This is a genomic window from Streptomyces griseorubiginosus (assembly GCF_017614965.1).
Taxonomy (GTDB): domain Bacteria; phylum Actinomycetota; class Actinomycetes; order Streptomycetales; family Streptomycetaceae; genus Streptomyces; species Streptomyces griseorubiginosus_B.
Map to the genome: position 1 here is coordinate 1 of NZ_WVUG01000022.1, position 24882 is coordinate 24882.

Below are 24882 nucleotides of genomic sequence, written 5' to 3' on the forward strand. Positions count from 1 at the left end.
CGCCCACACCGAACCCGGAAAGCACCCAGCCCATCCCCGCGGCGCCCCACCCGCGCTCGTCGGCGAGCAGCGTCAGCCCGACGTTGAACGGTCCGACGAACCCGAGGTCCCCCAGGGCGATGGCCAGGACCAGCGGAGCGAGAACGCGGTGACGGCGGATGTACCGCAGGCCCGCCACCAGGTCGGACCAGGCGGTGCCGCCCCGCCCGTCCACCGCGTCGTCCGGCGGCAGCTCCCGCATCCGTACGGAGACCAGCAGCGGCACGGACACGGCGATCAGCAGCCCCGCGAGCCCGAACGCGGCCGCCGCCCCGCCCACCGCGACGCCGAGCCCGCCGAGCGGCGCGCCCACGACGACGGCGAACCGGTACGCGAGACCCCGCATGCCCTGCACCCGGGCGAGCTGCCCCCGGCCGGTGATCCGGGCGGGCAGCGCCCCGACGGCGGGCACGAACACGGCGTCCACGATGCCGAAGACCAGGGCGAGCGCCGCGAGCGGCCACAGCCCCGGGCCGGTGAGGAACAGCAGTGCCGCCACCGCGAGCACGGCCGCGCAGCGCACGGCGTCACTGCCGATGACGACCCGGCGCGGCCCGAACCGGTCGGCGACCACTCCGCCGCCCAGCATCAGCACCGCGCGCGGGAGTGCGCTGACGGACATCACGAGCCCGGCCTGTGCGGGGGTGCCCGCCTGTACCGCGGCCCAGGACAGGGCGACGTAGTACACGCCGTCGCCGGCCATCGAGGAGGCGTAGGCGCCGACCCAGCGCAGGACGTTGCCGTCCCGGTGGGCGGGCTTCTCGGGGGTGGTGACCGTGGCCGTGCTCTCGAGCCCGGTGGTCATGCGGAGGTCCTCTCAGAGACGGAAGGGGAAGCCGTACGTGTGCACCGCGACGTTCTCCCGGCCCTCGGTGTCGCCGGCGGCCATGGCGGCCCGGCCGCGCTCCTCGTAGCGGCGCACGAGGGCGTTCATCTCCTTGGCCAGGTCGAGCAGTTCGTCGGGGGTCAGGTGCAGCAGCCACTCGGAGAAGTCGGACGCCCTGGTCCACGCGTCGCTCCACTGCGCGCGCTCGTCGAGGTGGCGGCGGACCATGTCGACCCGCTGTTCGAAGAAGAGGCGGCTGGCCGCGATGTGCGCGGCGGCCTTCTCGGGGGCGTCCCGGAAGTCCTCGTCGCGGACGCTCACACCGTCCGAGGCGGGCCGCCACCAGCGCTCGCGCCCGTCCCCGCGCGGCTCGGCCTCCTCGATCAGCCCGTGCGCGGCCAGCTTGCGCAGGTGGTAGCTGACCAGTGACACCGCCTCGTCGACCTGCTCGGCCAGCTGAGACGCGGTGGCCGTCCGCGCGAGGATCAGCAGCCGGTACAGCTGCGCACGCAGCGGATGCGCGAGCGCCTTGAGGGTGCCGACGTCCGTGATGCGGCGGTCTCTCTCGCGGTCTGCCATGCCCTCAGGCTAGATACGAAAGAAAAGTTGCACAATCTTTTTTGCGCAACTTTCCTTTCGCTTCCTAGGTGCTGTGCGAAGAGGACCGCGTCAGCGGACGGGATGCCCCGCGTCCCTGAGCGCCTGCTTCACTTCCCCGATCCGCAGGTCTCCGAAGTGGAAGACCGACGCCGCGAGGACGGCGTCCGCGCCCGCGGCGATGGCCGGCGGGAAGTGGTCGAGCTTGCCGGCGCCGCCCGAGGCGATCACCGGGACGGTGACGTGCTTGCGGACTGCCTGGATCATCTCCACGTCGTAGCCGTCCTTGGTGCCGTCGGCGTCCATGGAGTTCAGCAGGATCTCCCCCGCGCCCAGCTCCGCGGCCCGGTGCGCCCACTCCACGGCGTCGATGCCGGTGCCGCGGCGGCCGCCGTGCGTGGTGACCTCGAAGGAGCCCTCGGGAGTGCGCCGCGCGTCCACCGAGAGGACCAGCACCTGCCGGCCGAAGCGCTCGGCGATCTCCCGGATCAGGTCGGGACGGGCGATCGCGGCCGTGTTGACGCCCACCTTGTCCGCGCCGGCCCGCAGCAGCTTGTCGACGTCCTCCGCCGTGCGCACACCGCCGCCGACGGTCAGCGGGATGAAGACCTGCTCGGCCGTCCGGCGCACCACGTCGTAGGTCGTCTCGCGGTCGCCGGAGGAGGCGGTGATGTCCAGGAACGTCAGCTCGTCGGCGCCCTCGGCGTCGTACACCTTGGCCATCTCGACGGGGTCGCCCGCGTCGCGCAGGTTCTGGAAGTTGACGCCCTTGACGACCCGGCCGTTGTCCACGTCCAGGCAGGGGATGACTCGGACCGCCAGGGTCATGAATCCACGGCTCCTCTGTATGCCTCTAGTTCCACCGAGACCAGCACGCGCGGGTCGACGAAGCCCTCCACCACCAGCAGGGTGGCCACCGGGCGCACGGAGTCGAACAGCTCCTTGTGGGCCCGGCCGACCTCGTCGACGTCCCGGGGATGCGCGAGGTACACGCGCGTGCGGATCACGGACTCGATGCCGAGCCCGAACTCGGCGATCGCCTCAAGCGCGCTGGTGAAGGCCACCTTGGCCTGCTCGTACGGGTCGCCCTCGCCGTACAGCACATCGCCCTTGAAGGACGTGGTGCCCGCCACCAGCACGTGGTCGCCCGCCGCCACGGCGCGCGCGAAACCGAAGGTCTCTTCCCAGGACGTTCCGCTCTGCACACGCCGTACGGCTTCGGACTTCATGACGCCACAGCCTCCAAGGCCTCTTCCAGGGTGAACGCCTTCGCGTACAGGGCCTTCCCGACGATCGAGCCCTCGACACCGAGGGGGACCAGTTCGGCGATGGCGCGCAGGTCGTCGAGCGACGAGACACCGCCCGAGGCCACGACCGGGCGGTCCGTCGCCGCGCAGACGTTCCTCAACAGCTCCAGGTTCGGGCCCTGGAGGGTGCCGTCCTTGGCGATGTCGGTGACGACGTAGCGGGCGCAGCCCTCCTTGTTGAGGCGCTCCAGCGTCTCGTAGAGGTCGCCGCCGTCCCGGGTCCAGCCGCGCCCACGCAGGGTGGTGCCGCGGACGTCCAGACCCACCGCGATCCTGTCGCCGTGCTCGGCGATGACCTTGGCGACCCACTCCGGGGTCTCCAGGGCGGCCGTGCCGAGGTTCACCCGGGTGCAGCCGGTGGCGAGGGCGGCGGCGAGGGTGTCGTCGTCGCGGATGCCGCCGGACAGCTCCACCTTGATGTCCATCGCCTCGGTCACCTCGGCGATCAGCGCGCGGTTGTCACCGGTGCCGAAGGCGGCGTCCAGGTCGACCAGGTGCAGCCACTCGGCGCCCGACCGCTGCCAGGCGAGGGCGGCCTCCAGCGGGGAGCCGTAGGAGGTCTCCGTGCCGGACTCGCCGTGGACGAGGCGGACGGCCTGGCCGTCGCGGACGTCGACGGCGGGGAGGAGTTCGAGCTTGCTCACAGTGTTCCGATCCAGTTGGTGAGGAGCTGGGCGCCGGCGTCGCCGGACTTCTCGGGGTGGAACTGGGTGGCCCACAGGGCGCCGTTCTCCACGGCGGCCACGAAGGGCTTGCCGTGCGTCGACCAGGTGACCTTCGGGGCGTGCAGGGTCGGGTTGTGGGTCTCCAGGGACCAGTCGTGGACGGCGTAGGAGTGCACGAAGTAGAAGCGCGCGTCCGCGTCGAGGCCGGCGAACAGCTCGGAGCCGGCCGGTGCGTCGACGGTGTTCCAGCCCATGTGCGGCACGATCTCGGCCTGCAGCGGCTCGACCGAGCCGGGCCACTCGTCGAGGCCCTCGGTCTCCACGCCGTGCTCGATGCCGCGCGCGAAGAGGATCTGCATGCCGACGCAGATGCCCATGACGGGGCGCCCGCCGGACAGCCGCCGGTCGACGATCCAGTCGCCGCGCGCCTCCTTCAGGCCCTGCATGCAGGCGGCGAAGGCACCGACGCCCGGCACCAGCAGGCCGTCGGCGTTCATGGCCTTGTCGAAGTCACGCGTTATCTCGACGTCGGCCCCCACGCGCGCGAGGGCGCGTTCGGCGGAGCGGACGTTGCCGAAGCCGTAGTCGAAGACGACCACCTTCCTGGGTGCGCTCAATTCCACACCTCCAGCCGCATGATCCCCGCGACCAGGCACATCGCGGCGCCGATCGACAGCAGCACGATCAGCTGCTTGGGCATCTTCTGCTTGACGAAGGAGATGATGCCGCCGACCAGGAACAGCCCGACGACGATCAGGATGGTCGACAGCCCGTTCACAGCGCGCCCTTCGTGGAGGGGAGGATGCCGGCCGCGCGCGGGTCGCGCTCGGAGGCGTAGCGCAGAGCCCGCGCCAGGGCCTTGAACTGGCACTCCACGATGTGGTGCGCGTTGCGGCCGTAGGGCACGTGCACGTGCAGCGCGATCTGGGCCTGGGCGACGAAGGACTCCAGGATGTGCCGGGTCATCGTGGTGTCGTACTCGCCGATCATCGGCGCCATGTTCTCGGGCTCGGTGTGCACGAGGTAGGGGCGGCCGGACAGGTCCACGGTGACCTGGGCGAGGGACTCGTCCAGCGGGACCGTGCAGTTGCCGAAGCGGTAGATGCCCACCTTGTCGCCGAGCGCCTGCTTGAAGGCGGCGCCGAGGGCGAGGGCGGTGTCCTCGATGGTGTGGTGCGAGTCGATGTGCAGATCGCCCTCGGTCTTCACGGTGAGGTCGAACAGGCCGTGCCGGCCGAGCTGGTCGAGCATGTGGTCGTAGAAGCCGACGCCTGTCGACACATCGACCTTGCCGCTGCCGTCGAGATCGATCTCGACGAGCACCGACGTCTCCTTGGTGACCCGCTCCACGCGTCCCACGCGGTTCATGAACTCTGCTCCTTCTTCATTGCACGGACCGCGTCGAGGAACGCGTCGTTCTCCTCCGGGGTTCCGGCGCTGACCCGCAGCCACCCCGGGATGCCGTTGTCCCGGACCAGGACACCCCGGTCGAGGATCTTCTGCCAGGCCGTGTGGGAGTCCTCGAACCGCCCGAACTGCACGAAGTTCGCGTCGGACTCCACGACCTCGTAGCCGGCCGCACGCAGCTCGCCGACCAGCCGGTCCCGCTCCGCCTTCAGCTGCTCGACGTACTTCAGCAGCGTGTCGGTGTGCTCCAGTGCGGCCAGCGCGGTCGCCTGGGTGACCGCCGAGAGGTGGTACGGCAGCCGTACGAGCTGGACGGCGTCGACGACGGCCGGGTGCGCGGCGAGGTAGCCCAGGCGCAGCCCCGCCGCGCCGAAGGCCTTCGACATCGTCCGGGAGACGACGAGGTTCGGCCGGCCCTCGATGAGCGGCAGCAGCGAGTCGCCGTGGCTGAACTCGATGTACGCCTCGTCCACGACGACCATGGACGGCTTCGCCGCCTGCGCGGCCTCGTAGAGCGCTAGGACGGTCTCGGGCGGAACCGCGTTGCCCGTGGGGTTGTTGGGGGTGGTGACGAAGACGACGTCCGGCTCGTTCTCGGCGATCGACCGCTCGGCGGCCGGGAGGTCGATGGTGAAGTCCTCGTCGCGGGGACCGGAGATCCAGCCCGTGCCGGTGCCGCGCGCGATGAGCGCGTGCATCGAGTACGACGGCTCGAAGCCGATCGCCGTACGGCCCGGTCCGCCGAAGGTCTGCAGCAGCTGCTGGATGACCTCGTTGGAGCCGTTGGCCGCCCAGACGTTGGCGAGGCCCACCTCGTGGCCGGAGGTGTTGCTCAGGTACTCGGCGAGCCGGGTGCGCAGTTCGACCGCGTCCCGGTCCGGGTAGCGGTTGAGGTTCCGGGCGGCCTCGCGGACGCGCTCGGCGATCCGCTCGACCAGCGGCTCGGGCAGCGGGTACGGGTTCTCGTTGGTGTTCAGCCGTACGGGGACGTCCAACTGGGGCGCGCCGTAGGGGGACTTGCCGCGCAGCTCGTCCCGTACGGGGAGATCGTCGATTCGGAGGTTCACTTGCTCGTCGGTACCTTCCAGCCGAACCGTGCCTTGACCGCCGCGCCGTGCGCCGGCAGGTCCTCCGCCTCCGCCAGCGTGACCACGTGGTGCGCGACCTCGGCCAGCGCGTCCTTGGTGTAGTCGACGATGTGGATGCCGCGCAGGAAGGACTGGACGGACAGGCCAGAGGAGTGGCAGGCGCAACCGCCGGTGGGCAGGACGTGGTTGGAGCCGGCCGCGTAGTCGCCGAGCGACACCGGGGCCCAGGGGCCGATGAAGATCGCGCCGGCGTTCTTCACCCGGTCGGCGACGGCGGCCGCGTCGGCCGTCTGGATCTCCAGGTGCTCGGCGCCGTAGGCGTCGACCACCCGCAGTCCCTCCTCGACGCCGTCGACGAGGACGATCGCGGACTGGCGGCCCTTCAGGGCCGGGACGATCCGGTCCTCGATGTGCTTGGTGGCCGCGACCTGCGGCTCCAGCTCCTTCTCCACGGCGTCCGCGAGCGCGACGGAGTCGGTGACCAGGACGGCGGCGGCGAGCGGGTCGTGCTCGGCCTGGCTGATCAGGTCGGAGGCCACGTGCACGGGGTCGGCCGTGTCGTCCGCGAGGATCGCGATCTCGGTCGGGCCGGCCTCGGCGTCGATGCCGATCTTGCCGGTGAAGTAGCGCTTGGCGGCGGCGACCCAGATGTTGCCGGGCCCGGTGACCATGGTGGCGGGCGGGCAGGACTCGGTGCCGTGCGCGAACATCGCGACGGCAGTTGCGCCGCCGGCCGCGTACACCTCGTCGACGCCGAGCAGGGCGCAGGCGGCGAGGATCGTCGGGTGCGGAAGGCCGCCGAACTCGGCCTGGGCGGGTGAGGCGAGGGCCACGGACGGGACGCCGGCCTCCTGGGCGGGGACGACGTTCATGACCACGGAGGACGGGTAGACCGACCGGCCGCCGGGCGCGTACAGCCCCACCCGCTCGACGGGCACCCACTTCTCGGTGACGGTGCCGCCCGGTACGACCTGGGTGGTGTGGGTCGTACGGCGCTGCTCGCGGTGGACGAGACGGGCGCGCCGGATGGACTCCTCCAGGGCCGCGCGCACCGCCGGGTCGAGTTCGTCGAGGGCCTTCGCGAGGGCAGCGGCGGGCACCCGCACCTGGTCGAGCCTGACCCCGTCGAACTTCTCCGCGAAGTCGATCAGCGCCGCGTCGCCCCGATGATGCACGGCTTCGCAGATCGGACGCACCTTCTCGAGGGCGGCCTGAACGTCGAAGTCGGCTCGGGGCAACAAGTCGCGCAGGGCGGGGCCCTCGGGGAGGGCGTCGCCGCGCAGATCGATTCGGGCCAAGAAGGGATATTGCAGCACGGGCTCAATTCTCTCAGACCGGGGTCGGGCGTCGTTGGCGCGTATCAATGGCTGATACAGATCCGCCCCGGAAAACGCTCAGGAACCCGGAAGATCGCCTTCACGTCCAGTGATTCGGGTGTTACGCAACGGGCATCACCAGCTGTGCGAACACAGGACTGGAGGAGTTGTGACCGAGGGGGCCGGCCTGCGCGCCGGAGACCTGCCGGACGATCTGACCGCCGCCGAGGCCGGCATGTGGCAGGCGTTCCGCAACGGCAGTGTGTACGACCTCAGCAGCGGGGACGCGGTCGTCGACGATCCGCACGGCGGGCGCCCCTGGGGGCCCGAGCGGACCGTGCGGGCGCGGATCGTGTGCTGGCTGCTGCTGGACGGTCCGCCCGCGCTCGCGGGCCGGGTGTCCTCGCTGAAGCTGCGCGGGGTGCGGATCAGCGGCACGCTCGACCTCGCCGGCGGGATCGTGGTGCCGTACGTCGAGCTGCGCGGCTGCCGTTTCGATGGCGAGGTGCTGCTGCCGGAGGCGCGCTTCACCACCATGCGCATGATCGACTGCTCGGTGCCACGCCTGGAGGCGGCCCGCGTCCACACCGAGGGCGACCTGCATCTGCCGCGCTGCCGGTTCCTGGGCGGTGTGCGCCTGACCGACGCGCACATCGGCACCGACCTGATGCTCAACCAGGCCGTAGTCCACCCCGACCGCAGCGGCCGCTCCATCGCCGCCGACGGCATGACCGTCGGCCAGGACCTCCAGGCCGAGCTGCTGGAGTCGCACGGTGAGCTGAGACTGCGCAGCGCCAAGGTCGGCGTCAGCCTGAGTCTGCGCGGCGCCCGGCTGGCGAACCCGTACGGCCGGCTCGCGCTGAACGCGCCCCAGCTGACCGTGGAGCGCACGATGTACCTGACGCCGGCGGGTGTCGGCGCCTCGATGGCCGGCGGGGCGACTCCCGCGCGCGGGACGCGCATCCAGCGCTTCGAGTGCCAGGGCGGGCTCCGGCTGGACGACGGGCGCTTCGGGGACGCGGTCGACCTGGAGCGGGCCCGGTTCACCCTCACCGACGACCAGGAGCTGTCGCTGCGCCGGGTGCAGACGCCCGAGCTGCGCTTCCTCGGCGAGCGGCCGCAGCGCGGGAAGGTGGTGCTCTCGGGGGCGCGGGTGGTCAACCTGATCGACCGGGCGAGCGCCTGGCCCGGACCGGGGAACCTGCACATGGGCGGCTTCCAGTACGAGAACCTCGTACCGCAGGGGCCCTTTCCGCTGGAGGAGCGTCTGGACTGGGTGGCCGCCGCGACCGCCGAGTACAACCCGGAGCCGTACGAGCGGCTGGCCTCGGTGCTGCGGGCGGGCGGCGAGGACGAGGACGCGCGCGAGGTGCTGCTGGCCAAGCAACGCCGGCGCCGGGAGAGCCTGCCGCCGGCGGCCAAGCTGTGGGGGTACGCGCAGGACTGGACGGTGGCCTACGGCTACCGGCCCGGGCGGGCCGCGGTGTGGATGGCGGTGCTGTGGGCGGCGGGCTCGCTGGCCTTCGCGCACGCGAGCCATCCGCCGCTTCAGCCCGGGGCGCATCCGCCGTGGAACCCGGCGCTGTTCGCCCTGGACCTGCTGCTTCCCGTCATCGACCTGGGCCAGGTCGGCGTGTGGCAGCTCAGCGGGGGCTGGCAGTGGCTGGCCGCCGCGATGGTCCTGCTGGGCTGGATCCTGGCGACGACGGTGGCCGCGGGAGCGACCCGGCTGCTGCGCCGGAACTGATCATCACAGGACGTACACCGATCGCACAGTTGTTGAACAACGTACCTTTACGCGGTCTTGACCGCTCGGCATACAACTTTCGGCAACTTGCCCTTTCCGTCTGGCGCAGCCGTGACCTGCGGCCTTTCAATGGTCGACACCATGGCTCTGCTGCACCCCTTCAGCCGCACGGCCCGGACCTCCCGGACCGCGCCGCGCCCCGCCGCTTCCGCGCCCCCCGCGGACGCCTCCGGCCTGCCCGCCGACGACGAGGTACTGCTCGACGCGCCCGACGACCACCTCGGCGCCACGCTGGTCGCGGCCGCCCGGGGCGAGTACGGGCCCGCGTCCGAGCTGCTGGCCGGCACGCGCGTGCGTGCCGAGTGGGAGTACCGCGACCGGTACACGAGACGGCTGACGGCGTTCGCGCGCTCGCGCGGCGAGTGGCTGGAGCGCTGGTACGCCGAGACCCCCGAGGACCCGGACGTGCTGCTGCTGCGGGCCCAGCTCGCGGTGGACCACGCCTGGGTGTCGCCGGCCCGCGCGGAGCTGCTGCGGGACGTGAGCCCGCTGATCACGGCCGCCGCGCGGGGCGACGACCGCGACCCGGTGCCGTGGCGGATCGCGCTGGACCACGCGCGCGGGACCGGCGCCGGGCACAAGTACTTCTCCGAGCTGTGGGAGGCGGCCCTGCGCCGCGCCCCGCTGCACTACGGCTGCCACGCGGCCGCCCTGCGCTATCTCGCCGCCTCCTGGCGCCACTCCCACCAGGAGTGCTTCGACTTCGCCGACCGGGCCGCGCAGGACGCCCCGCCGGACTCCCTGATCCAGGCGCTGCCCTCGCGGGCGGCCTTCGGCTACCTGACCGACGGCTGCGCGGTGGAGGTGCCGCGCGAGCGGCTCGACGCGGCCGCGGACCGGGCGATCGCGCTGTCGGCCCGCTTCCCGGCGGCGGACCCGTGGCCGTCGGAGATCCGCAACAAGCTCACCTACGTCCTCGTACGCCTGGAACGCTGGCAGGAGGCGCTGGACCAGCTGCGGCTGATCGGTCCGTACGCCACCTCCTTCCCCTGGACTCATCTGTCCGAGGACCCGCTGGCGCTGTTCCTGAAGATGCGCGCCGAGGTCCGCGCGCGGGTGGCCCAGCAGGGGGCGGGAGGTCCGCGGACCGAGCGGGTCGAACGCACACACTCCCGCGACCACTAGGCTTCTGCGTCGTGACCACCGTCCGTCTTCCGCTCTTCCCGCTGAACTCGGTGCTTTTCCCGGGCCTCGTCCTGCCGCTCAACGTGTTCGAGGAGCGGTATCGCGCCATGATGCGCGATCTGCTCAAGACACCCGAGGAGGAGCCGCGCCGGTTCGCCGTCGTGGCGATCCGCGACGGCCACGAGGTCGCGCCGAGCGCGCCCGGCATGCCGGATCCCACGGCCGTGCCCGAGCGCGGCCCCGCGGCGGGCTTCGGCCCCGACCCGGCGAAGTCCTTCCACGCGGTGGGCTGCATCGCCGACGCGGCGACGATCCGGGAGCGGGCGGACGGCACGTTCGAGGTGCTGGCGACCGGGACCAACCGGGTGCGGCTGCTCTCCGTCGACACCTCCGGCCCGTTCCTGACCGCGGAGCTGGAGGAGCTCGCGGAGGAGCAGGGCGACGAGGCCGGCGCGATCGCCGAAGGGGTGCTGCGGGCGTTCCGCCAGTACCAGAAGCGGCTGGCGGGCGCGCGGGAGCGCTCGCTGTCGACGGGCGCCGAGCTGCCCGACGAGCCGTCGGTCGTCTCCTACCTGGTCGCGGCCGCGATGATGCTGGACACCCCGACCAAGCAACGGCTGCTGCAGGCGCCGGACACCGCGTCCCGGCTGCGCGACGAACTGAAACTCCTTCGCACCGAGACGGCGATCATCCGTAGCCTGCCGTCACTGCCGGCGTCGGAGCTGACGCGCGGGCAGACCAGCCTCAACTGACGACACAGCGAAGGCCGCGATGGCGAAGAAGTCCAAGAAATCCCCGGCGCAGGGCGGCACTCCGGCGACCGTGGCGCTGACCTCGGCCGGGGTGCCGTACACGATCCACGCCTACGACCACGACCCCGCCCACCCCTCCTACGGCGAGGAGGCGGCCGAGGCGATGGGCGTCTCACCGGACCGCGTCTTCAAGACACTGGTGGCGGACGTCGACGGCGCCCTGACGGTCGCCGTCGTCCCGGTGGCGGGATCCCTGGACCTGAAGGCCCTCGCCTCGGCGGTGGGCGGCAAACGGGCGGCGATGGCGGACCCGGCCCTCGCCGAGCGCACCACGGGCTACGTCCGGGGCGGCATCTCACCCCTGGGCCAGCGCAAGCGGCTCCCCACGGTCCTGGACGCCTCGGCCTCCGCGCACGCCACGATCTGCGTCTCCGCGGGCCGCAGGGGCCTGGAGGTGGAGCTGTCCCCCGAGGACCTGGCGAAGCTCACGGATGCGGTGGTGGCCCCCATCGGGCGTGCGTGACCCCTCGACGGCCCCGGCTGGTTCGGTTAAGAACGAGGGACATGTCGAAGAAAACGCGGAAACGCAAATGGCGCACCAAGAAGGGCCACTCGAACCACGGCCACCGTCCGGCATGACCCCCAGGCCCGTCGCCAAAGCCCCGCGGCCCGTCCGAAGCGCCGGTCCCGCGACCCAGGGCTTCGGCCACGGGCCCTACCGCAGCGGGGCCCCGTACGGATCCGTCTGCGCGGGGCTCTGCTGGTACGGCTCCGGGTCACGCGGGCCGAACAGCGCGGTCAGCCCGAGGTGCACCACCAGCGCGGCCAGCGATCAGGCCAACCACGGCCACCGTCCGGCATGACCCCCAGGCCCGTCGCCAAAGCCCCGCGGCCCGTCCGAAGCGCCGGTCCCGCGACCCAGGGCTTCGGCCACGGGCCCTACCGCAGCGGCGCCCCGTACGGATCCGTCTGCGCGGGGCTCTGCTGGTACGGCTCCGGGTCACGCGGGCCGAACAGCGCGGTCAGCCCGAGGTGCACCACCAGCGCAGCCAGCGACCACGCCAGCAGCGCCCCCTTCGCGCCCAGCTTCAGGGGTGCCGAGAAGGTGACGCCGTTGCCGGCCCGCTTGGCGTGCGCGATCACGTCCTGCGCGGGCCCGAGCCACACGCCGAGCCGCCAGGCCAGCAGGGATCCCAGCAGCCCGCCGACGCCGAGCGCCACCACCAGGGGGATCCCGCCGCGCCGGCGCACCAGGAACACCACGAGCGCGCTCACCACTCCGAAGGCCAGCGCGAGCAGCGTGAACGTGCCGTCCACGCCTATCGCCTGCTCCCCCTCGCTGTCGGCGAGGTAGACGATCCAGCGCTTGTTCACCAGGTCCCCGACGAGCGGCACGTGCGGGGCGAGCCACCACCACAGCACGCCGAGCAGGACCCCTCCGAGCGCCACCGCGACCGTGATCAGGGCGGCCTCGCGCACTTCGGTCTTCATCCCGGGCCCGTCCTGTCCGTACGTGCCGTCCCACAGGTGATCATGGCCCGAGGGCACCGCAGGTCCCCCGGCGGGCAGCTGCCAGGCCTGCTGCGGTGCGGGCGAACCCTGGGAAGACTGCGAGGACTGTTCATGGGGCGGCGGAGGCGGAGTCAACGGTGCGGTCACCCTGCCATCGTGCCAGGCCCGCCTGTGCGGCGCGTCACCGGACGGCCGCCCGACGGTAGGCCCAGGTGGCCACGGCCAGCGAGACGACCCCGACCCCGGCGCACACGGCGAGGTCACCGGCCACGAACGCCCAGTCGGGATCCCCTCCGAACGTCCGCGCGAACGCCTCGACACCGTAGGTGGACGGCAACAGATCCCGCGCCAGCCGCACGATCTCCGGCATCCGGTCGGCGGGCAGCACACCCAGAAGCAGCGCGGCGGACATCCCCAACTGCCCCAGCAGCGTGGCGAGTTCCGGCCGAGGCGCGAGCAGCCCGAGGGCCGCCCCGAGCCCGGACAGGGCCGCCCCCGCCAGCGGGATCACCGCGGCCAGCACCCACAGATGCGCCAGCGGCAGCCCGAACAGCACGCACCCGAACACCGCGGTCACCACGGTCCCCGGCACGGTGAAGGAGGCGTACGCCCCCGCCGCCCCCAGCACCACGGCGGCCGGCGGCACCGGCAGCGTCGCGTAGTGGTCGAGTCCGCCGCTGGCCCGCAGCTGCCCGAAGTACTGCGCGAGCAGGTTCAGCGCCACGAAGGCCACGACGAGCACCGAAGAGCCGGCGACCACCGACTCGGCCTCGCCGCCGCCGTCCACGACCCCCCGCATCAGGACCATGATCCCGATCGACTGGAAGGTCGCCACGAACAGCAGCGGGATCCGGGCGACCCGAGCGCGGGAGAGCTGAGCCCGGTACACGGCGACCAGCGCCGGCCACATCCGCGCCCGCGGCCCGAGCTCGGCCGCGCGACGCTCGCCCCCCTCCGCGCCCAGGGCGCCGGGCAGGACATCGGCGGGTACGACACTCACGTCGCGCTGCTCCCCTTCTCGCTCGGGCTCACTGGGGCAGTCTCCCGAAGGGTCCATACGGACGCCACGGTCCGCGCACTCACCAGGTCGCTCATGCCTTCACCAACCCCTGCTGTGCGGCGCCCCCCAGCGCCAGGTACACATCCTCCAGGCTGGGCGTGGCCAGCGTGAAGTCGTCGAGCGCGGCGAAGGCGCTGCCGCCGGTGACGGTGGCCACGACCGCCCGCGCCTCCTCCGGCGCGAGCCGCAGCGTCCAGCGGCGCCCGGCCTCCACGGCCCGCTCCCGCAGTGCGGTGACCTCGGGGACGTGCAGCGGCGCGTTCTCACGCCACACCAGTTCGACCCGGACCTCCCCGGCGACCTGCTCCTTGAGCCCGGCCGGGGTGTCACAGGCGATCACCCTGCCCTGGTCGAGGACGGCGACCCGGTCGAGGACGGTCTCGGCCTCGATGACGTTGTGGGTGACGAGCAGCACGGTCGTGCCGCGCTCGGCCCGCCGCCGGTCCACGGCCGCCCACACCGCCCGCCGCGCCACCGGGTCCATCCCGGTGGTCGGCTCGTCGAGCACGAGCAGCGGCCGCTCCCCGACCAGCGCGGCGGCGAAGCACGCCAGCCGCCGCTGCCCTCCGGACAGCTTCTTCAACGGCCGCCCGGCGATGGCGGTGAGCCCCAGTTCCTCGAGTACGGCGTCCTTCTCGTCCCGCGCCTGCCGCCCCTCCAGGCCGCGCAGCCGTCCGGTCGTCTCGGCGGCCAGCGACACGGTGAGCTCGTCGAGCGCGCTGGACTCCTGGCCGAGGTAGGCGAGGATCCGCGCGGCCCGCTCCGGATGCCGCACGATGTCGTGCCCGAGGATCTCCACGCGCCCCGCGTCGGGCCGCATCAGCCCGGTCAGCTGGCGGACCAGGGTGGACTTGCCGGCCCCGTTCGGCCCGAGCAGCCCGAAGATCTCACCGCGGCGGATGTCCAGCCGTACGTCGTCCGTGGCCCGCACCGCCGGCGTGCCCGGCGCCCCGCGCCGCCCGCGCACCGCCGGATAGGTCTTGGTCAGCCCGCGCACCGCGCACACGACATCCCCACCGTGCCGAAGTGCCTGTGCCGCGCGCGTACTCACAAAGGACGAGGGTACGGGGTCGCCGCCGTCCGCCCGCTCTCGGGTTGGTCCAGGACGGCACATCCACCGGTAAAGAACTACTCACCCGCGGGTGCGTGCTCGGCGGCCGTCCGGACGTCGATCTCCCGCCAGAACCCCGCCCGGATGGCGTAACGGTCATGCTCGTCGATCTGGTCGTCCTTGTGCGCCAGCAGCCCGAAGCGGGCCGCGTAGCGCAGCAGCTCGCCGTCGATGCGGTGCGGGACGCGCGGGTACATGGCGGACAGCTTCTGCAGATGGCTCTGATCCCCGAGCCGCTCCATCCACCGCCGCGCGAACACCTGTCCGACCTCGAACGGATCCCCGCCGACCGTGGTGATGTCCTCCTCCCGGTCGGCCCAGCGCTGCTCGGCCGTCGTCAGCTGCGCCAGCGTCGGCATCGAGGCCACCTCGGGCGGCTCGGCGGCCGGCCGGTCCACCCAGCCCTTGTCGGAGGACCAGCGCAGCGTCGCGCTCGCGGGCTGCGGGGCCGGCTGCACCCCGGGCGCGCGCAGCGCGGCGAGGTCCTTCGGCGTGGGCACGCCCTTGGGCGCGGGAACCCGCTCCTGCCTGCCGTTCTCCACGGCGGCGGCCGGGGCGTGCTCGGTCTCCTCGGCGGACCGCTCGGCCGCACCGAGCGCGGACTCCGGCAGCGGCGCGGAGAGGATCGCTGCGATCTCGGGCCGGGGCGCGGGCTGCGGCGCGCAGACCCCGCCGAGGTCCTTGGCCCGTACGGCCTTGGTGATCCAGGTCCGGTCCAGCACCCGCCGCTCGTCGGCCTCGGCGACCAGGTCCTCGGACTGGTTGTAGTCCCCGTCGGCCGCCTGCACCGCCCACAGGTGCACGGCCACCCCGTGCTCCTTGGCGGCCATCATGCCCGGCAGCAGATCGCCGTCGCCGGTGACCAGGACGATGTCGGAGCAGGCGCGGTTGCGGGCCAGTTCGGTGAGCTCCGCGTGCATGGCCGCGTCCACGCCCTTCTGGGCCCAGCGCCCGTCGCTGCGGGTCAGCGCGCCGAGCCGGACGGTGACGCGGGGCATCACCCGCAGCCGGCGGTGTTCGGGCTGGGGCACACGGTCCGGGGCGCCGTCGAACCAGTAGATGCGCAGCAGGGGCCGCTCGGTGTCGGACTCGGCGCGCTCACGCAGCCCCTGGATGAGGGCGGTGTGGTCGACGGTGATGCGGGAGCGGGAGGGCTCCCCGGCAAGGAGACTGGCGGCGGCCCCCAGCAGATACCCGGCGTCCACCAGGACGATGCAGCGGTCCACGCGATCCACCCTCTTTCCGGGAGGTTTGCTTCGGGCTTCCTTCGAGTCTGCCCGACTACGCAGGGGTTAACGGCCCGAACTCGATCTTCGGCGTGGCGTTTCGGAGTGCGTGGCGGGTCCGCACTCCCCGACAAGCCATGTCACAGACGGTAATTATCCGACATGCGCTTGTTGTCAGCCTATGTGAATCTGGTCCCGGCCCTGGCCCCTAGATCACCCACAGGAGGCAGATCACCATGGCCAAGAACAAGAAGCAGAACCGTAAGCAGCCGCAGTCCGAGCGCGGTCGGCAGCAGGCCGAGCAGATCCCCATGGAGTCGCCGGCCGAGCAGCACGTCCCGACGGTCACCCCGGGCGACATGGCCCGCAAGGGGCGGCAGAAGAGCTTCGGTCACAACTGACGCTGTGTAACGGGTTGTTGAGACCCAGGCACCACCGAGGGGCGCACCCGTGAAGGGGCGCCCCTCGCGCGTGGACGCCGTGCTCAGCCGGCCAGGCAGGACGGGCCGAGCAGCACCTTGAGGTCGCCGAAGAGCGCCGGGTCCGGCTTCACCCGGTGCCGGTCCAGTCGCAGCACCGTGGTCTTCGTCGGTCCCTGGAGCTTGATGCGGACCTCGCTGTCGCCCTTGTGGTGCGTGAGGATCTCGCCGAGGCGGCTGACCATCGGCGGGGTGACCCGGGTGGCCGGGATGGTGAGGATCACCGGCGCGTTGGTGCCCGCGTTGGACAGGTCGGGCACCTGCAGCTCCATCGCGACCAGCCGCGGCACGTCCTCGCGCTTGTCTAGCCGGCCCTTGACGAACACCACGGCGTCCTCGACGAGTTGGGTCGACACCAGCTGGTAGGTCGCCGGGAAGAACATGCACTCGATGGAGCCGGCGAGGTCCTCGACGGTGGCGATCGCCCAGGCGTTGCCCTGCTTGGTCATCTTGCGCTGCAGACCCGAGATGATGCCGCCGATGGTGACGACCGCGCCGTCCGCGTGCTCACCGCCGGTGAGCTGGGCGATGCCCGCGTCGGCCTTGTCGGACAGCACGTGCTCCAGGCCGAACAGGGGATGGTCGGAGACGTACAGACCGAGCATCTCCCGCTCCTGGGCGAGCAGATAGGTCTTGTCCCACTCCTCGGTGGTGAACTCGACGTCGAGGCCGAACCCGGGCTCGCTGGAGTCCTCCTCACCCATCCCGCCGAAGAGGTCGAACTGCCCTTCCGCCTCCTTGCGCTTGACCGCGACCACGTTGTCGATCATCGGCTCGTACTGCGCGGTGAGTCCCTTGCGGGTGTGGCCTAGCGAGTCGAACGCGCCCGCCTTGATGAGCGATTCCGTGGTCCGCTTGTTGCAGGCGGCGGCGTCGATCTTGTCCAGGTAGTCGGGGAAGGAGGCGAACTTCCCCTTCGCCTTGCGCGCCCTGATGATCGAGTCGACCACGCCGGTGCCGACGTTGCGCACGGCCTCCAGGCCGAAGAGGATCACGTCGTCGCCCTGGGCGGCGAAGTTGTGCACCGACTCGTTGACGTTCGGCGGGAGCACCTTGATGCCCATACGACGGCACTCGTTGAGGTAGACCGCCGACTTGTCCTTGTCGTCCTTGACGGAGGTCAGCAGCGCCGCCATGTACTCGGCCGGGTAGTTCGCCTTGAGGTAGGCGGTCCAGTAGGAGACCAGTCCGTACGCGGCCGAGTGGGCCTTGTTGAAGGCGTAGCCGGCGAAGGGGACCAGCACGTCCCACAGGGCCTGGATGGCCTCGTCGCTGTAGCCGTTCTTCTGGGCGCCGGCCTGGAAGATGGTGAAGTTCTTGGCGAGCTCGTCGGGCTTCTTCTTGCCCATCACGCGGCGGAGGATGTCGGCCTCGCCGAGCGAGTAGCCGGCGATGATCTGCGCGGCCTTCTGCACCTGCTCCTGATAGACGATCAGGCCGTAGGTGACGTCCAGGACCTCCCTGAGGGGCTCCTCCAGCTCGGGGTGGATCGGGGTGATCTCCTGGAGCTTGTTCTTGCGCAGCGCGTAGTTGGTGTGCGAGTCCATGCCCATCGGGCCCGGACGGTAGAGCGCGGAGACGGCGGAGATGTCCTCGAAGTTGTCCGGCTTCATCAGGCGCAGCAGCGAGCGCATGGGGCCGCCGTCGAACTGGAAGACGCCGAGGGTCTCGCCGCGCTGGAGGAGTTCGAAGGTCTTGGGGTCGTCCAGCGGGAGGCTCAGCAGCTCCAGGTCGATGCCCTTGTTGGACTTCACCATCTTGACGGCGTCGTCCATGATCGTCAGGTTGCGCAGGCCGAGGAAGTCCATCTTCAGCAGGCCGAGCGACTCGCAGCTCGGGTAGTCCCACTGCGTGATGGTCACGCCGTCGGTGTGCCGCACCCAGACCGGCACGTGCTCGGTGATGGTCTCGCTGGACATGATCACTCCGGCGGCGTGCACGCCCATCTGCCGGACCAGGCCCTCGACGCCCTTTGCGGTGTCGATGACCTTCTTCACGTCCGGTTCGTTCTCGTACATGGCGCGCACCTCGCCCGCCTCCGAGTAGCGGGGGTGCGAGGGGTCGGTGATGCCGTTGAGGTCGATGCCCTTGCCGAGGACGTCGGCGGGCATGGCCTTGGTGATGCGGTCGCCCATCGCGTACGGGTAGCCCAGCACGCGCGCGGAGTCCTTGATCGCGTTCTTCGCCTTGATCTTGCCGTAGGTGCCGATCATGGCGACCTTGTCGGCGCCGTACTTCTCGGTCACGTACCTGATCACCTCGACGCGCCTGCGCTCGTCGAAGTCGATGTCGACGTCGGGCATGGAGATGCGCTCGGGGTTGAGGAACCGCTCGAAGATCAGGCCGTGCGGGATCGGGTCGAGGTCGGTGATGCCCATGGCGTACGCGACGATCGAGCCGGCCGCGGAGCCTCGGCCGGGGCCGACCGCGATGCCGTTGTTCTTGGCCCACATGATGAAGTCGGCGACGACGAGGAAGTAGCCGGGGAAGCCCATCGAGATGATGACGTCCATCTCGTACTCGGCCTGCTTCTGGCGGTCCTCGGGGATGCCGCCGGGGAAGCGGCGCTCCATGCCGCGGCGGACCTCCTCCTTGAACCAGGTGACCTCGGTGTAGCCCTCGGGGATGTCGAACTTCGGCATGAGGTTCTTGGCCTCGAACATGCCGTCGGTGTCGACCATCTCGGCGACCAGGAGGGTGTTGCGGCAGCCCTCCTGCCAGGCGTCCGAGGAGTCGATGGCGTACATCTCGTCCGTGGACTTCAGGTAGTAGCCGGTGCCGTCGAACTTGAAGCGGTCGGGGTCGGAGAGGTTCTTGCCGGTCTGGATGCACAGCAGGGCGTCGTGGGCGGTCGCCTCGTGCGCGTAGGTGTAGTGCGAGTCGTTGGTGACCAGCGGGGGGATGCCGAGCTTCCGGCCGATCTCCAGCAGACCGTCGCGGACCCGGTGCTCGATGTCGATGCCGTGGTCCATCAGCTCCAGGAAGTAGCGGTCCTTGCCGAAGATGTCCTGGTAGTCGGCGGCCGCCTTGAGGGCCTCCTCCTCCTGCCCGAGGCGCAGCCGGGTCTGCACCTCGCCGGAGGGGCAGCCGGTGGAGGCGACGATCCCCTCGGACCACTGGGAGATGGTCTCCTTGTCCATCCGGGGCCACTTCTGCAGCCAGCCCTCGGCGTAGGCGTCCGAGGAGAGCCGGAAGAGGTTGTGCAGACCCGTCGAGTTCACGGCCCACATGGTCTTGTGGGTGTAACCGCCGGAACCCGAGACGTCGTCCCGCTTCTGGTGCGGCTGGCCCCACTGGATCTTGCGCTTGTTGCGCCGGGACTCCGGGGCGACATAGGCCTCGATGCCGATGATCGGGGTGATCCCGGCCTTCTTCGCGGAGTGGAAGAAGTCGTACGCCCCGTGGAGGTTGCCGTGGTCGGACATGGCGATGTGCGTCATGCCCATCTCGTTGCAGGCGTTGAACATGTCCTTGAGCCGCGCGGCACCGTCCAGCAGCGAGTACTGGGTGTGGACGTGCAGGTGCGTGAACGGCGGCTTTGACACGGTGGAGCCTCCAGAGGAAACGGTGGACGACGGGCCGGCGACAGTCCTGGGGTCAGCGTCGAAGTCTATGCCTCGGCACTGACAATCCGAGGGCTCCCCCGCGTACCTTCACAGCGGGGGTCGCGGGCACTTCCGTGACCCGCCGCCCGTTGAAGCGGCAGACACGCTGTCGCACCCGTCCATGCACCAGGAGGCATCCCGCGATGTCGGTTCCCCAGCTCAACGACGAGCAGCGCGGCGAGGAGATCCTCGCCGTCTTCGACACCGCCTTCGGCGAGCTCCTGGCCGCCGATCCGGCCGCGTTCCGGGTGAAGTTCCGCAAGATGGCGGCTTCCGCGTTCGCGTTCTACCGGGGCACGGCGTGCCTCTTCTACCACGACCTCGACGCCGACAAGCGGGGCGGCCCGTACCTGGACGAGCGCACCTCGCGCGTGTGGATCCACGGCGACCTGCACGCGGAGAACTTCGGCACGTACATGGACTCCAACGGCCGTCTGGTGTTCAACGTCAACGACTTCGACGAGGCCTACGTCGGCCCGTTCAACTGGGACCTGAAGCGCTTCTCCGCCTCCGTGGCACTGATCGGGTACGCGAAGGCGCTCAGCGACGACCAGATCAGCGAGCTGGTGCGGGTGTACGCGGGCGCGTACCGCGAGCGGATCCACGCGCTGGCGACCGGCGCCAAGAGCGACGAGGTGCCGCCGTTCACCCTGGACACCGCGGAGGGCCCGCTGCTGGGCGCCCTGCGCGCGGCCCGTTCGCTGACCCGCTTCGAGCTGCTGGACTCGATGACGGAGATCCGTGACTTCGAGCGCCGCTTCGCCCCGGGCGGCGGCTCCATCGAGCTGGACGCGGCCACCCGCTACAAGGTCCTGGCGGCCTTCGACGGCTACCTGGAGACGCTGCCGGACTCCTCACTGGCCCGCCCCGACTCCTACCGGGTCAAGGACGTGGTGGGCCGGCGCGGCATCGGCATCGGGTCGGCCGGGCTGCCGTCGTACAACATCCTTCTCGAGGGGCACAGCGACGCCCTGGAGAACGACGTGGTGATCTACATCAAGCAGGCCCAGACCCCGGCCGTCTCCCGGCACATCACCGACCCGGCGATCCGGGACTACTTCCAGCACGAGGGCCACCGCACGGTGATCTCCCAGCGCGCCCTGCAGGCGCACGCGGACCCGTGGCTGGGCTGGACCGAGCTGGACGGCGCGGGCCAGCTGGTGGCGGAGGTCTCGCCGTACGCGGTCGACCTGGACTGGGGCGACATCGACGACCCGGAGGAGATCGCGGCGGTCGTCGCCGACCTCGGCCGGGCGACGGCGACCATGCACGCGGCGGCGGACGACACCTCCGGCGAGTCCCTGGTGCCGTTCTCCACCGAGCGGGCCATCGACGCGGCGATCGCGGCGGACGAGGACGGCTTCGCGGACCTTCTGGTCGGCTTCGCGCACGACTACGGCGCACGCGCGCGTACCGACCACCAGATCTTCGTGGACCTGTTCCGCAACGGGCGGATCCCGGGTCTCTAACAGTCCGGCACAGTCCGTCATCTCACAGGGACCTTTTAAGGGTCCCTTACCGGAGCACGTGACACACTCTCCACGCTATGGACATCTCCGGGACCCGACTCAGAGCGCTGCGCGCGGCGCTGTTCACGGCACTCGTCGTGACGCTCAGCACCGCGTCGCACGTGCTGCTGTCACGGGTCCCGCTGCCGCTGAACACGGTGGCCGCGCTCGCCGCCGCCGTGTTCGCGGTCTCCTACGCACTGGCCGGCCGAGAGCGCGGCTTCTTGCCGATCGCCGGTCTGCTGATCCCGCTGGAGCTGGCCGCCGACACCGTCCTGACCACCGGCCAGCACCTCTGCTACGGCCGCGCGGGCGGCCCGGTCGCCGGCCCCCTGGCCTCGGTCGGCTGGGACGTGCTGTGCGGCAGCAACACCCAGGTCGGCACCCCGCTGGCGCAGGTCACCGGCGCGGACCCCGACCGCCTCGCGGCGCTGCTCGCGCACGCCGACCCGGCCACCGCCTGGCTGCTGCTCGGCGCCCATGTCGGCGTCGGACTGCTCGCCGCCGCCTGGCTGCGCCGCGGCGAGCGGGCACTGGCCCAGCTTCTGCGCGCGGTGGCCGCCACGACCTTCCGGCCGCTGCTGCTGGCGGTCGCCGCCGTCACCGTCCTCCCGGCCCCGACGGTACGGCGCCTCGGGCGCCCCGAGCTCGCCCCGGCCGTCGCGCGCGACCGGCTCCTCGTGCACTCCCTGGGCCGACGCGGACCACCGCTGCCGCTCGCCCTCGCCTGAACGACATCCGGTGCCGACGGCGCCCGTCGCCTTTCACGAGCACTGAGCACTGAGCACGAGCAGTCCCCCACACGTATCCCGCGCACGACATATGCGCGTCCCACATGGAGAACACCAACATGAGCAAGCGGAACACCCAGGCGGCCAAGACGGCGGCCCGGGAGCGGCTGCGCCAGGAGCGCGAGCGTCAGGCCAAGCGGGCCAAGGCGAAGCGGCAGATCATCGTCGCCGGCGCGATCGTCGCCGTCCTCGCGGCGGCCGGCGGCATCGGCTACGCGGTCGTCCAGGCCAACAAGCCCAGCTACTGGGCAGGCCTGAAGGACGCCAAGGTGGTGGCCCCGGCCCACACGACGGGCCCCAACGGCACCACGGTCGTCATAGGCAAGTCCAGCGCCAAGACCCTCAAGGTCTACGAGGACCCGCGCTGTCCGATCTGCGCCCAGTTCGAGCAGACCGTCGGCTCGACCGTGACCAAGGACATCGACAGCGGCAAGTTCAAGATCCAGTACATCGGTGGCACGTTCATCGACGACAAGGACAACGGACAGGGCTCCAAGAACGCGCTGAGCGCCCTCGGTGCCGCGCTGAACGTCAGCGACGACGCGTTCCTCGCGTACAAGACCGCCCTGTACTCGACGAAGTGGCACCCGGACGAGACGACCGACAAGTTCAAGGACGACAGCTACCTGATCAAGGTCGCCCAGACCGTGCCCGCGTTGAAGGACAACACCAAGTTCCAGGACGCGGTGAAGAAGGGCACGTACGACGCCTGGGCGATGGCCATGTCGAAGACCTTCGACGACAACAAGGACGGCGTGACCGGCACCCCGAGCTTCGTGATGAACGGCAAGATGCTCACAGCCGACAGCCAGGGCAACCCGCCGATGACGGTGGAGCAGTTCAACCAGGTGGTGGACGCGGCCCTCAAGGCCTGATCCCGGGGTCGGTGAACGACCTCCGAGGGAAGAGCGGGCGAACTTTTGTGAGTTCGCCCGCTCTCGTGCGTACCGGTCAGTAACCTGTTCGCCCGTGACCAGTCGATACAGATCCACCGAGGCGTCCCAGGACCTCAACTCGCGCTCGCCCCGCCGCCGTACGGTCGTCAAGGCCGCGGCGGCGACGGCTGTTCTGGCAGGCCCGCTCGCCGCCGCCCTGCCCGCCCGGGCCGCCACCGACACCCCGCAGTTCCTGCACGGCGTCGCCTCCGGCGATCCGCTGCCCGACGGCGTCCTGCTGTGGACCCGGGTGACGCCCACCGCCGAGGCGGTGCCCGGCTCGGGGCTCGGCCCGGACACCCAGGTGAGCTGGGTGGTGGCCCGGGACAAGGCGTTCACGACGATCGTCGCCAAGGGCTCGACCACGGCGACCGCCGCCTCCGACCACACCGTGAAGGCGGACATACGGGGCCTGGAGCCGGCCACCGACTACTGGTTCCGTTTCTCGGCCGACGGCACGGACTCCCCCGCCGCCCGCACCCGCACCGCGCCCGCCGCCGACGCGGCCGTCACCGGCCTGCGCTTCGGCGTGGTCTCCTGCGCCAACTGGGAGGGCGGTTACTTCGCCTCGTACCGCCATCTCGCGGCACGCGGCGACCTGGACGCCTGGCTGCATCTCGGCGACTACATCTACGAGTACAAGTCCGGCGAGTACGCGGCCCGCGGCACGGTCGTACGGCCGCACGCGCCGGCCAACGAGATCCTCACGCTCGCGGACTACCGCACCCGGCACGGCAAGTACAAGACCGACCCGGACCTGCAGGCGCTGCACGCGAAGGCGCCGGTCGTCGCGATCTGGGACGACCACGAGTTCGCCGACAACGCCTGGTCCGGCGGCGCGGTCAACCACACCGAGGGCGCCGAGGGCACCTGGACCGACCGCAAGGCGGCCGCCAAGCAGGCCTATTTCGAGTGGATGCCGGTGCGTCCGGCGATCGCGGGCACCACCTACCGCCGGCTGCGCTTCGGGAAGCTCGCCGACCTGTCCCTGCTGGACCTGCGCTCCTTCCGCTCCCAGCAGGCCACCTCCGGCTCCGGTTCGGTGGACGACCCGGACCGCACGATCACCGGCCGCGCCCAACTCGACTGGCTGAAGGCCGGGCTGAAGGCCTCCGACACCACCTGGCGGCTGGTCGGCAACTCGGTGATGATCGCGCCGTTCGTCGTTGGCTCGCTCTCCGCCGACCTCCTCAAACCGCTCGCCAAGCTGCTGGGACTGCCCCAGGAGGGCCTCGCGGTCAACACCGACCAGTGGGACGGCTACACCGACGACCGGCGCGAACTGCTCGCCCATCTGACCTCGAACGCCATCCGCAACACCGTGTTCCTGACCGGTGACATCCACATGGCGTGGGCCAACGACGTGCCGGTGGACGCCGGTACGTACCCGCTGTCCGCCTCCGCCGCCACCGAGTTCGTCGTGACGTCGGTGACCTCCGACAACCTCGACGACATCGTGAAGGTACCCGAGGGCACGGTCTCCGCGATCGCCTCACCGGTCATCCGCGCCGCCAACCGGCACGTGCACTGGGTCGACACCGACCGCCACGGCTACGGCGTCCTGGACATCACCGCCGATCGCGCGCAGATGGACTACTACGTCCTGTCCGACCGCACGGACAAGAACGCGACCTCCTCCTGGGAGCGTTCGTACCGCACCCGCAGCGGCACGCAGAAGGTCGAGCGGACGTACGACCCCGTCTGATCACACCCTCTGATCGGACTC

Annotated in this window: 24 protein-coding genes and 1 pseudogene; 9 read left to right on the forward strand and 16 right to left on the reverse strand. The window is 71.1% G+C overall.

Features of this window, described 5'->3' with window-relative positions:
• From GRC12_RS06875 to hisD, 10 genes are all read right to left on the reverse strand, one after another.
• Positions 1-844: MFS transporter (locus GRC12_RS06875; RefSeq protein WP_208778182.1), on the reverse strand; the 844-nt coding region annotated here is incomplete at its 3' end.
• Between the two features lie 12 nt (positions 845-856).
• On the reverse strand, positions 857-1444 hold the full coding sequence (locus GRC12_RS06880; protein WP_208778183.1) for an ArsR/SmtB family transcription factor: 588 nt from the start codon (positions 1442-1444) through the stop codon (positions 857-859).
• Between the two features lie 90 nt (positions 1445-1534).
• On the reverse strand, positions 1535-2290 hold the full coding sequence (gene hisF / locus GRC12_RS06885) for an imidazole glycerol phosphate synthase subunit HisF (protein ID WP_133042813.1): 756 nt from the start codon (positions 2288-2290) through the stop codon (positions 1535-1537).
• Positions 2287-2691 carry a RidA family protein gene (locus GRC12_RS06890; RefSeq protein ID WP_208778184.1) on the reverse strand — a complete coding sequence of 135 codons (405 nt, stop codon included), beginning with the start codon at positions 2689-2691 and terminating at the stop codon, positions 2287-2289. The genes hisF and GRC12_RS06890 overlap by 4 nt, the downstream gene beginning before the upstream one ends.
• The gene (gene priA, locus GRC12_RS06895; protein WP_208778185.1) at positions 2688-3413 is read right to left on the reverse strand and encodes a bifunctional 1-(5-phosphoribosyl)-5-((5-phosphoribosylamino)methylideneamino)imidazole-4-carboxamide isomerase/phosphoribosylanthranilate isomerase PriA; all 726 of its coding nucleotides are present in this window, start codon (positions 3411-3413) and stop codon (positions 2688-2690) included. Before priA ends, GRC12_RS06890 begins: the two co-directional genes overlap by 4 nt.
• Positions 3410-4051 (reverse strand): imidazole glycerol phosphate synthase subunit HisH, encoded by a 642-nt coding sequence (hisH, locus tag GRC12_RS06900; RefSeq protein ID WP_208778186.1) that lies wholly within the window; start codon positions 4049-4051, stop codon positions 3410-3412. The genes priA and hisH overlap by 4 nt, the downstream gene beginning before the upstream one ends.
• Positions 4048-4212, reverse strand: coding sequence for a hypothetical protein (locus GRC12_RS06905; RefSeq protein WP_208778187.1), 165 nt, complete (start codon positions 4210-4212; stop codon positions 4048-4050). Before GRC12_RS06905 ends, hisH begins: the two co-directional genes overlap by 4 nt.
• Complete coding sequence (gene hisB, locus GRC12_RS06910) at positions 4209-4802, reverse strand: imidazoleglycerol-phosphate dehydratase HisB (RefSeq protein WP_015661105.1); 594 nt, start codon at positions 4800-4802, stop codon at positions 4209-4211. Before hisB ends, GRC12_RS06905 begins: the two co-directional genes overlap by 4 nt.
• The gene (locus GRC12_RS06915; protein WP_208778188.1) at positions 4799-5908 is read right to left on the reverse strand and encodes a histidinol-phosphate transaminase; all 1110 of its coding nucleotides are present in this window, start codon (positions 5906-5908) and stop codon (positions 4799-4801) included. Before GRC12_RS06915 ends, hisB begins: the two co-directional genes overlap by 4 nt.
• Positions 5905-7227 (reverse strand): histidinol dehydrogenase, encoded by a 1323-nt coding sequence (hisD, locus tag GRC12_RS06920; protein WP_208778189.1) that lies wholly within the window; start codon positions 7225-7227, stop codon positions 5905-5907. The genes GRC12_RS06915 and hisD overlap by 4 nt, the downstream gene beginning before the upstream one ends.
• Before the next feature lie 187 nt (positions 7228-7414).
• On the opposite strand from hisD, the gene GRC12_RS06925 reads away from it, so the two are divergent.
• From GRC12_RS06925 to ybaK, 4 genes are all read left to right on the forward strand, one after another.
• Complete coding sequence (locus GRC12_RS06925) at positions 7415-8992, forward strand: oxidoreductase (RefSeq protein ID WP_208778190.1); 1578 nt, start codon at positions 7415-7417, stop codon at positions 8990-8992.
• A gap of 129 nt (positions 8993-9121) precedes the next feature.
• Positions 9122-10177, forward strand: coding sequence for a hypothetical protein (locus GRC12_RS06930; protein WP_208778191.1), 1056 nt, complete (start codon positions 9122-9124; stop codon positions 10175-10177).
• 11 nt (positions 10178-10188) lie between these two features.
• Entirely contained in the window at positions 10189-10929 is a 741-nt protein-coding gene (locus tag GRC12_RS06935; protein ID WP_208778192.1) for an LON peptidase substrate-binding domain-containing protein, read from the forward strand.
• 19 nt (positions 10930-10948) lie between these two features.
• Positions 10949-11452 carry a Cys-tRNA(Pro) deacylase gene (gene ybaK, locus GRC12_RS06940; RefSeq protein WP_208778193.1) on the forward strand — a complete coding sequence of 168 codons (504 nt, stop codon included), beginning with the start codon at positions 10949-10951 and terminating at the stop codon, positions 11450-11452.
• A 192-nt stretch (positions 11453-11644) separates the two neighbouring features.
• On the opposite strand, the pseudogene GRC12_RS45380 reads toward ybaK, so the two are convergent.
• The 5 genes and pseudogenes from GRC12_RS45380 to GRC12_RS06960 form a co-directional block, all read right to left on the reverse strand.
• Positions 11645-11761, reverse strand: a pseudogene (locus GRC12_RS45380) (DUF2567 domain-containing protein); the annotation flags it as partial.
• Positions 11762-11868: 107 nt separating this feature from the next.
• Positions 11869-12588 carry an AAA family ATPase gene (locus GRC12_RS06945; RefSeq protein WP_208778194.1) on the reverse strand — a complete coding sequence of 240 codons (720 nt, stop codon included), beginning with the start codon at positions 12586-12588 and terminating at the stop codon, positions 11869-11871.
• A 34-nt stretch (positions 12589-12622) separates the two neighbouring features.
• Positions 12623-13441 (reverse strand): ABC transporter permease, encoded by an 819-nt coding sequence (locus GRC12_RS06950; protein WP_308286489.1) that lies wholly within the window; start codon positions 13439-13441, stop codon positions 12623-12625.
• Between the two features lie 91 nt (positions 13442-13532).
• Positions 13533-14507 (reverse strand): ABC transporter ATP-binding protein, encoded by a 975-nt coding sequence (locus GRC12_RS06955; protein ID WP_208778219.1) that lies wholly within the window; start codon positions 14505-14507, stop codon positions 13533-13535.
• Positions 14508-14629: 122 nt separating this feature from the next.
• The gene (locus tag GRC12_RS06960) at positions 14630-15838 is read right to left on the reverse strand and encodes an NYN domain-containing protein (RefSeq protein ID WP_208778196.1); all 1209 of its coding nucleotides are present in this window, start codon (positions 15836-15838) and stop codon (positions 14630-14632) included.
• Positions 15839-16074: 236 nt separating this feature from the next.
• On the opposite strand from GRC12_RS06960, the gene GRC12_RS06965 reads away from it, so the two are divergent.
• Entirely contained in the window at positions 16075-16239 is a 165-nt protein-coding gene (locus GRC12_RS06965) for a hypothetical protein (RefSeq protein ID WP_208778197.1), read from the forward strand.
• An 83-nt stretch (positions 16240-16322) separates the two neighbouring features.
• Here the strand turns inward: GRC12_RS06965 and dnaE are convergent, their stop codons facing one another.
• On the reverse strand, positions 16323-19862 hold the full coding sequence (gene dnaE / locus GRC12_RS06970; protein ID WP_208778198.1) for a DNA polymerase III subunit alpha: 3540 nt from the start codon (positions 19860-19862) through the stop codon (positions 16323-16325).
• Between the two features lie 203 nt (positions 19863-20065).
• On the opposite strand from dnaE, the gene GRC12_RS06975 reads away from it, so the two are divergent.
• The 4 genes from GRC12_RS06975 to GRC12_RS06990 all read left to right on the forward strand — a co-directional run bounded on the left by GRC12_RS06975 (position 20066) and on the right by GRC12_RS06990 (position 24861).
• Positions 20066-21391, forward strand: a complete 1326-nt coding sequence (locus GRC12_RS06975; protein ID WP_208778199.1) for a DUF2252 domain-containing protein — start codon at positions 20066-20068, stop codon at positions 21389-21391.
• A gap of 77 nt (positions 21392-21468) precedes the next feature.
• The gene (locus GRC12_RS06980) at positions 21469-22161 is read left to right on the forward strand and encodes a hypothetical protein (protein ID WP_208778200.1); all 693 of its coding nucleotides are present in this window, start codon (positions 21469-21471) and stop codon (positions 22159-22161) included.
• Between the two features lie 119 nt (positions 22162-22280).
• A complete protein-coding gene (locus tag GRC12_RS06985; protein ID WP_208778201.1) occupies positions 22281-23096 on the forward strand; it encodes a thioredoxin domain-containing protein in 816 nt (271 codons plus the stop codon).
• A gap of 94 nt (positions 23097-23190) precedes the next feature.
• Positions 23191-24861, forward strand: a complete 1671-nt coding sequence (locus GRC12_RS06990; protein ID WP_208778202.1) for an alkaline phosphatase D family protein — start codon at positions 23191-23193, stop codon at positions 24859-24861.
• The last annotated feature ends 21 nt before the right edge of the window (positions 24862-24882 follow it).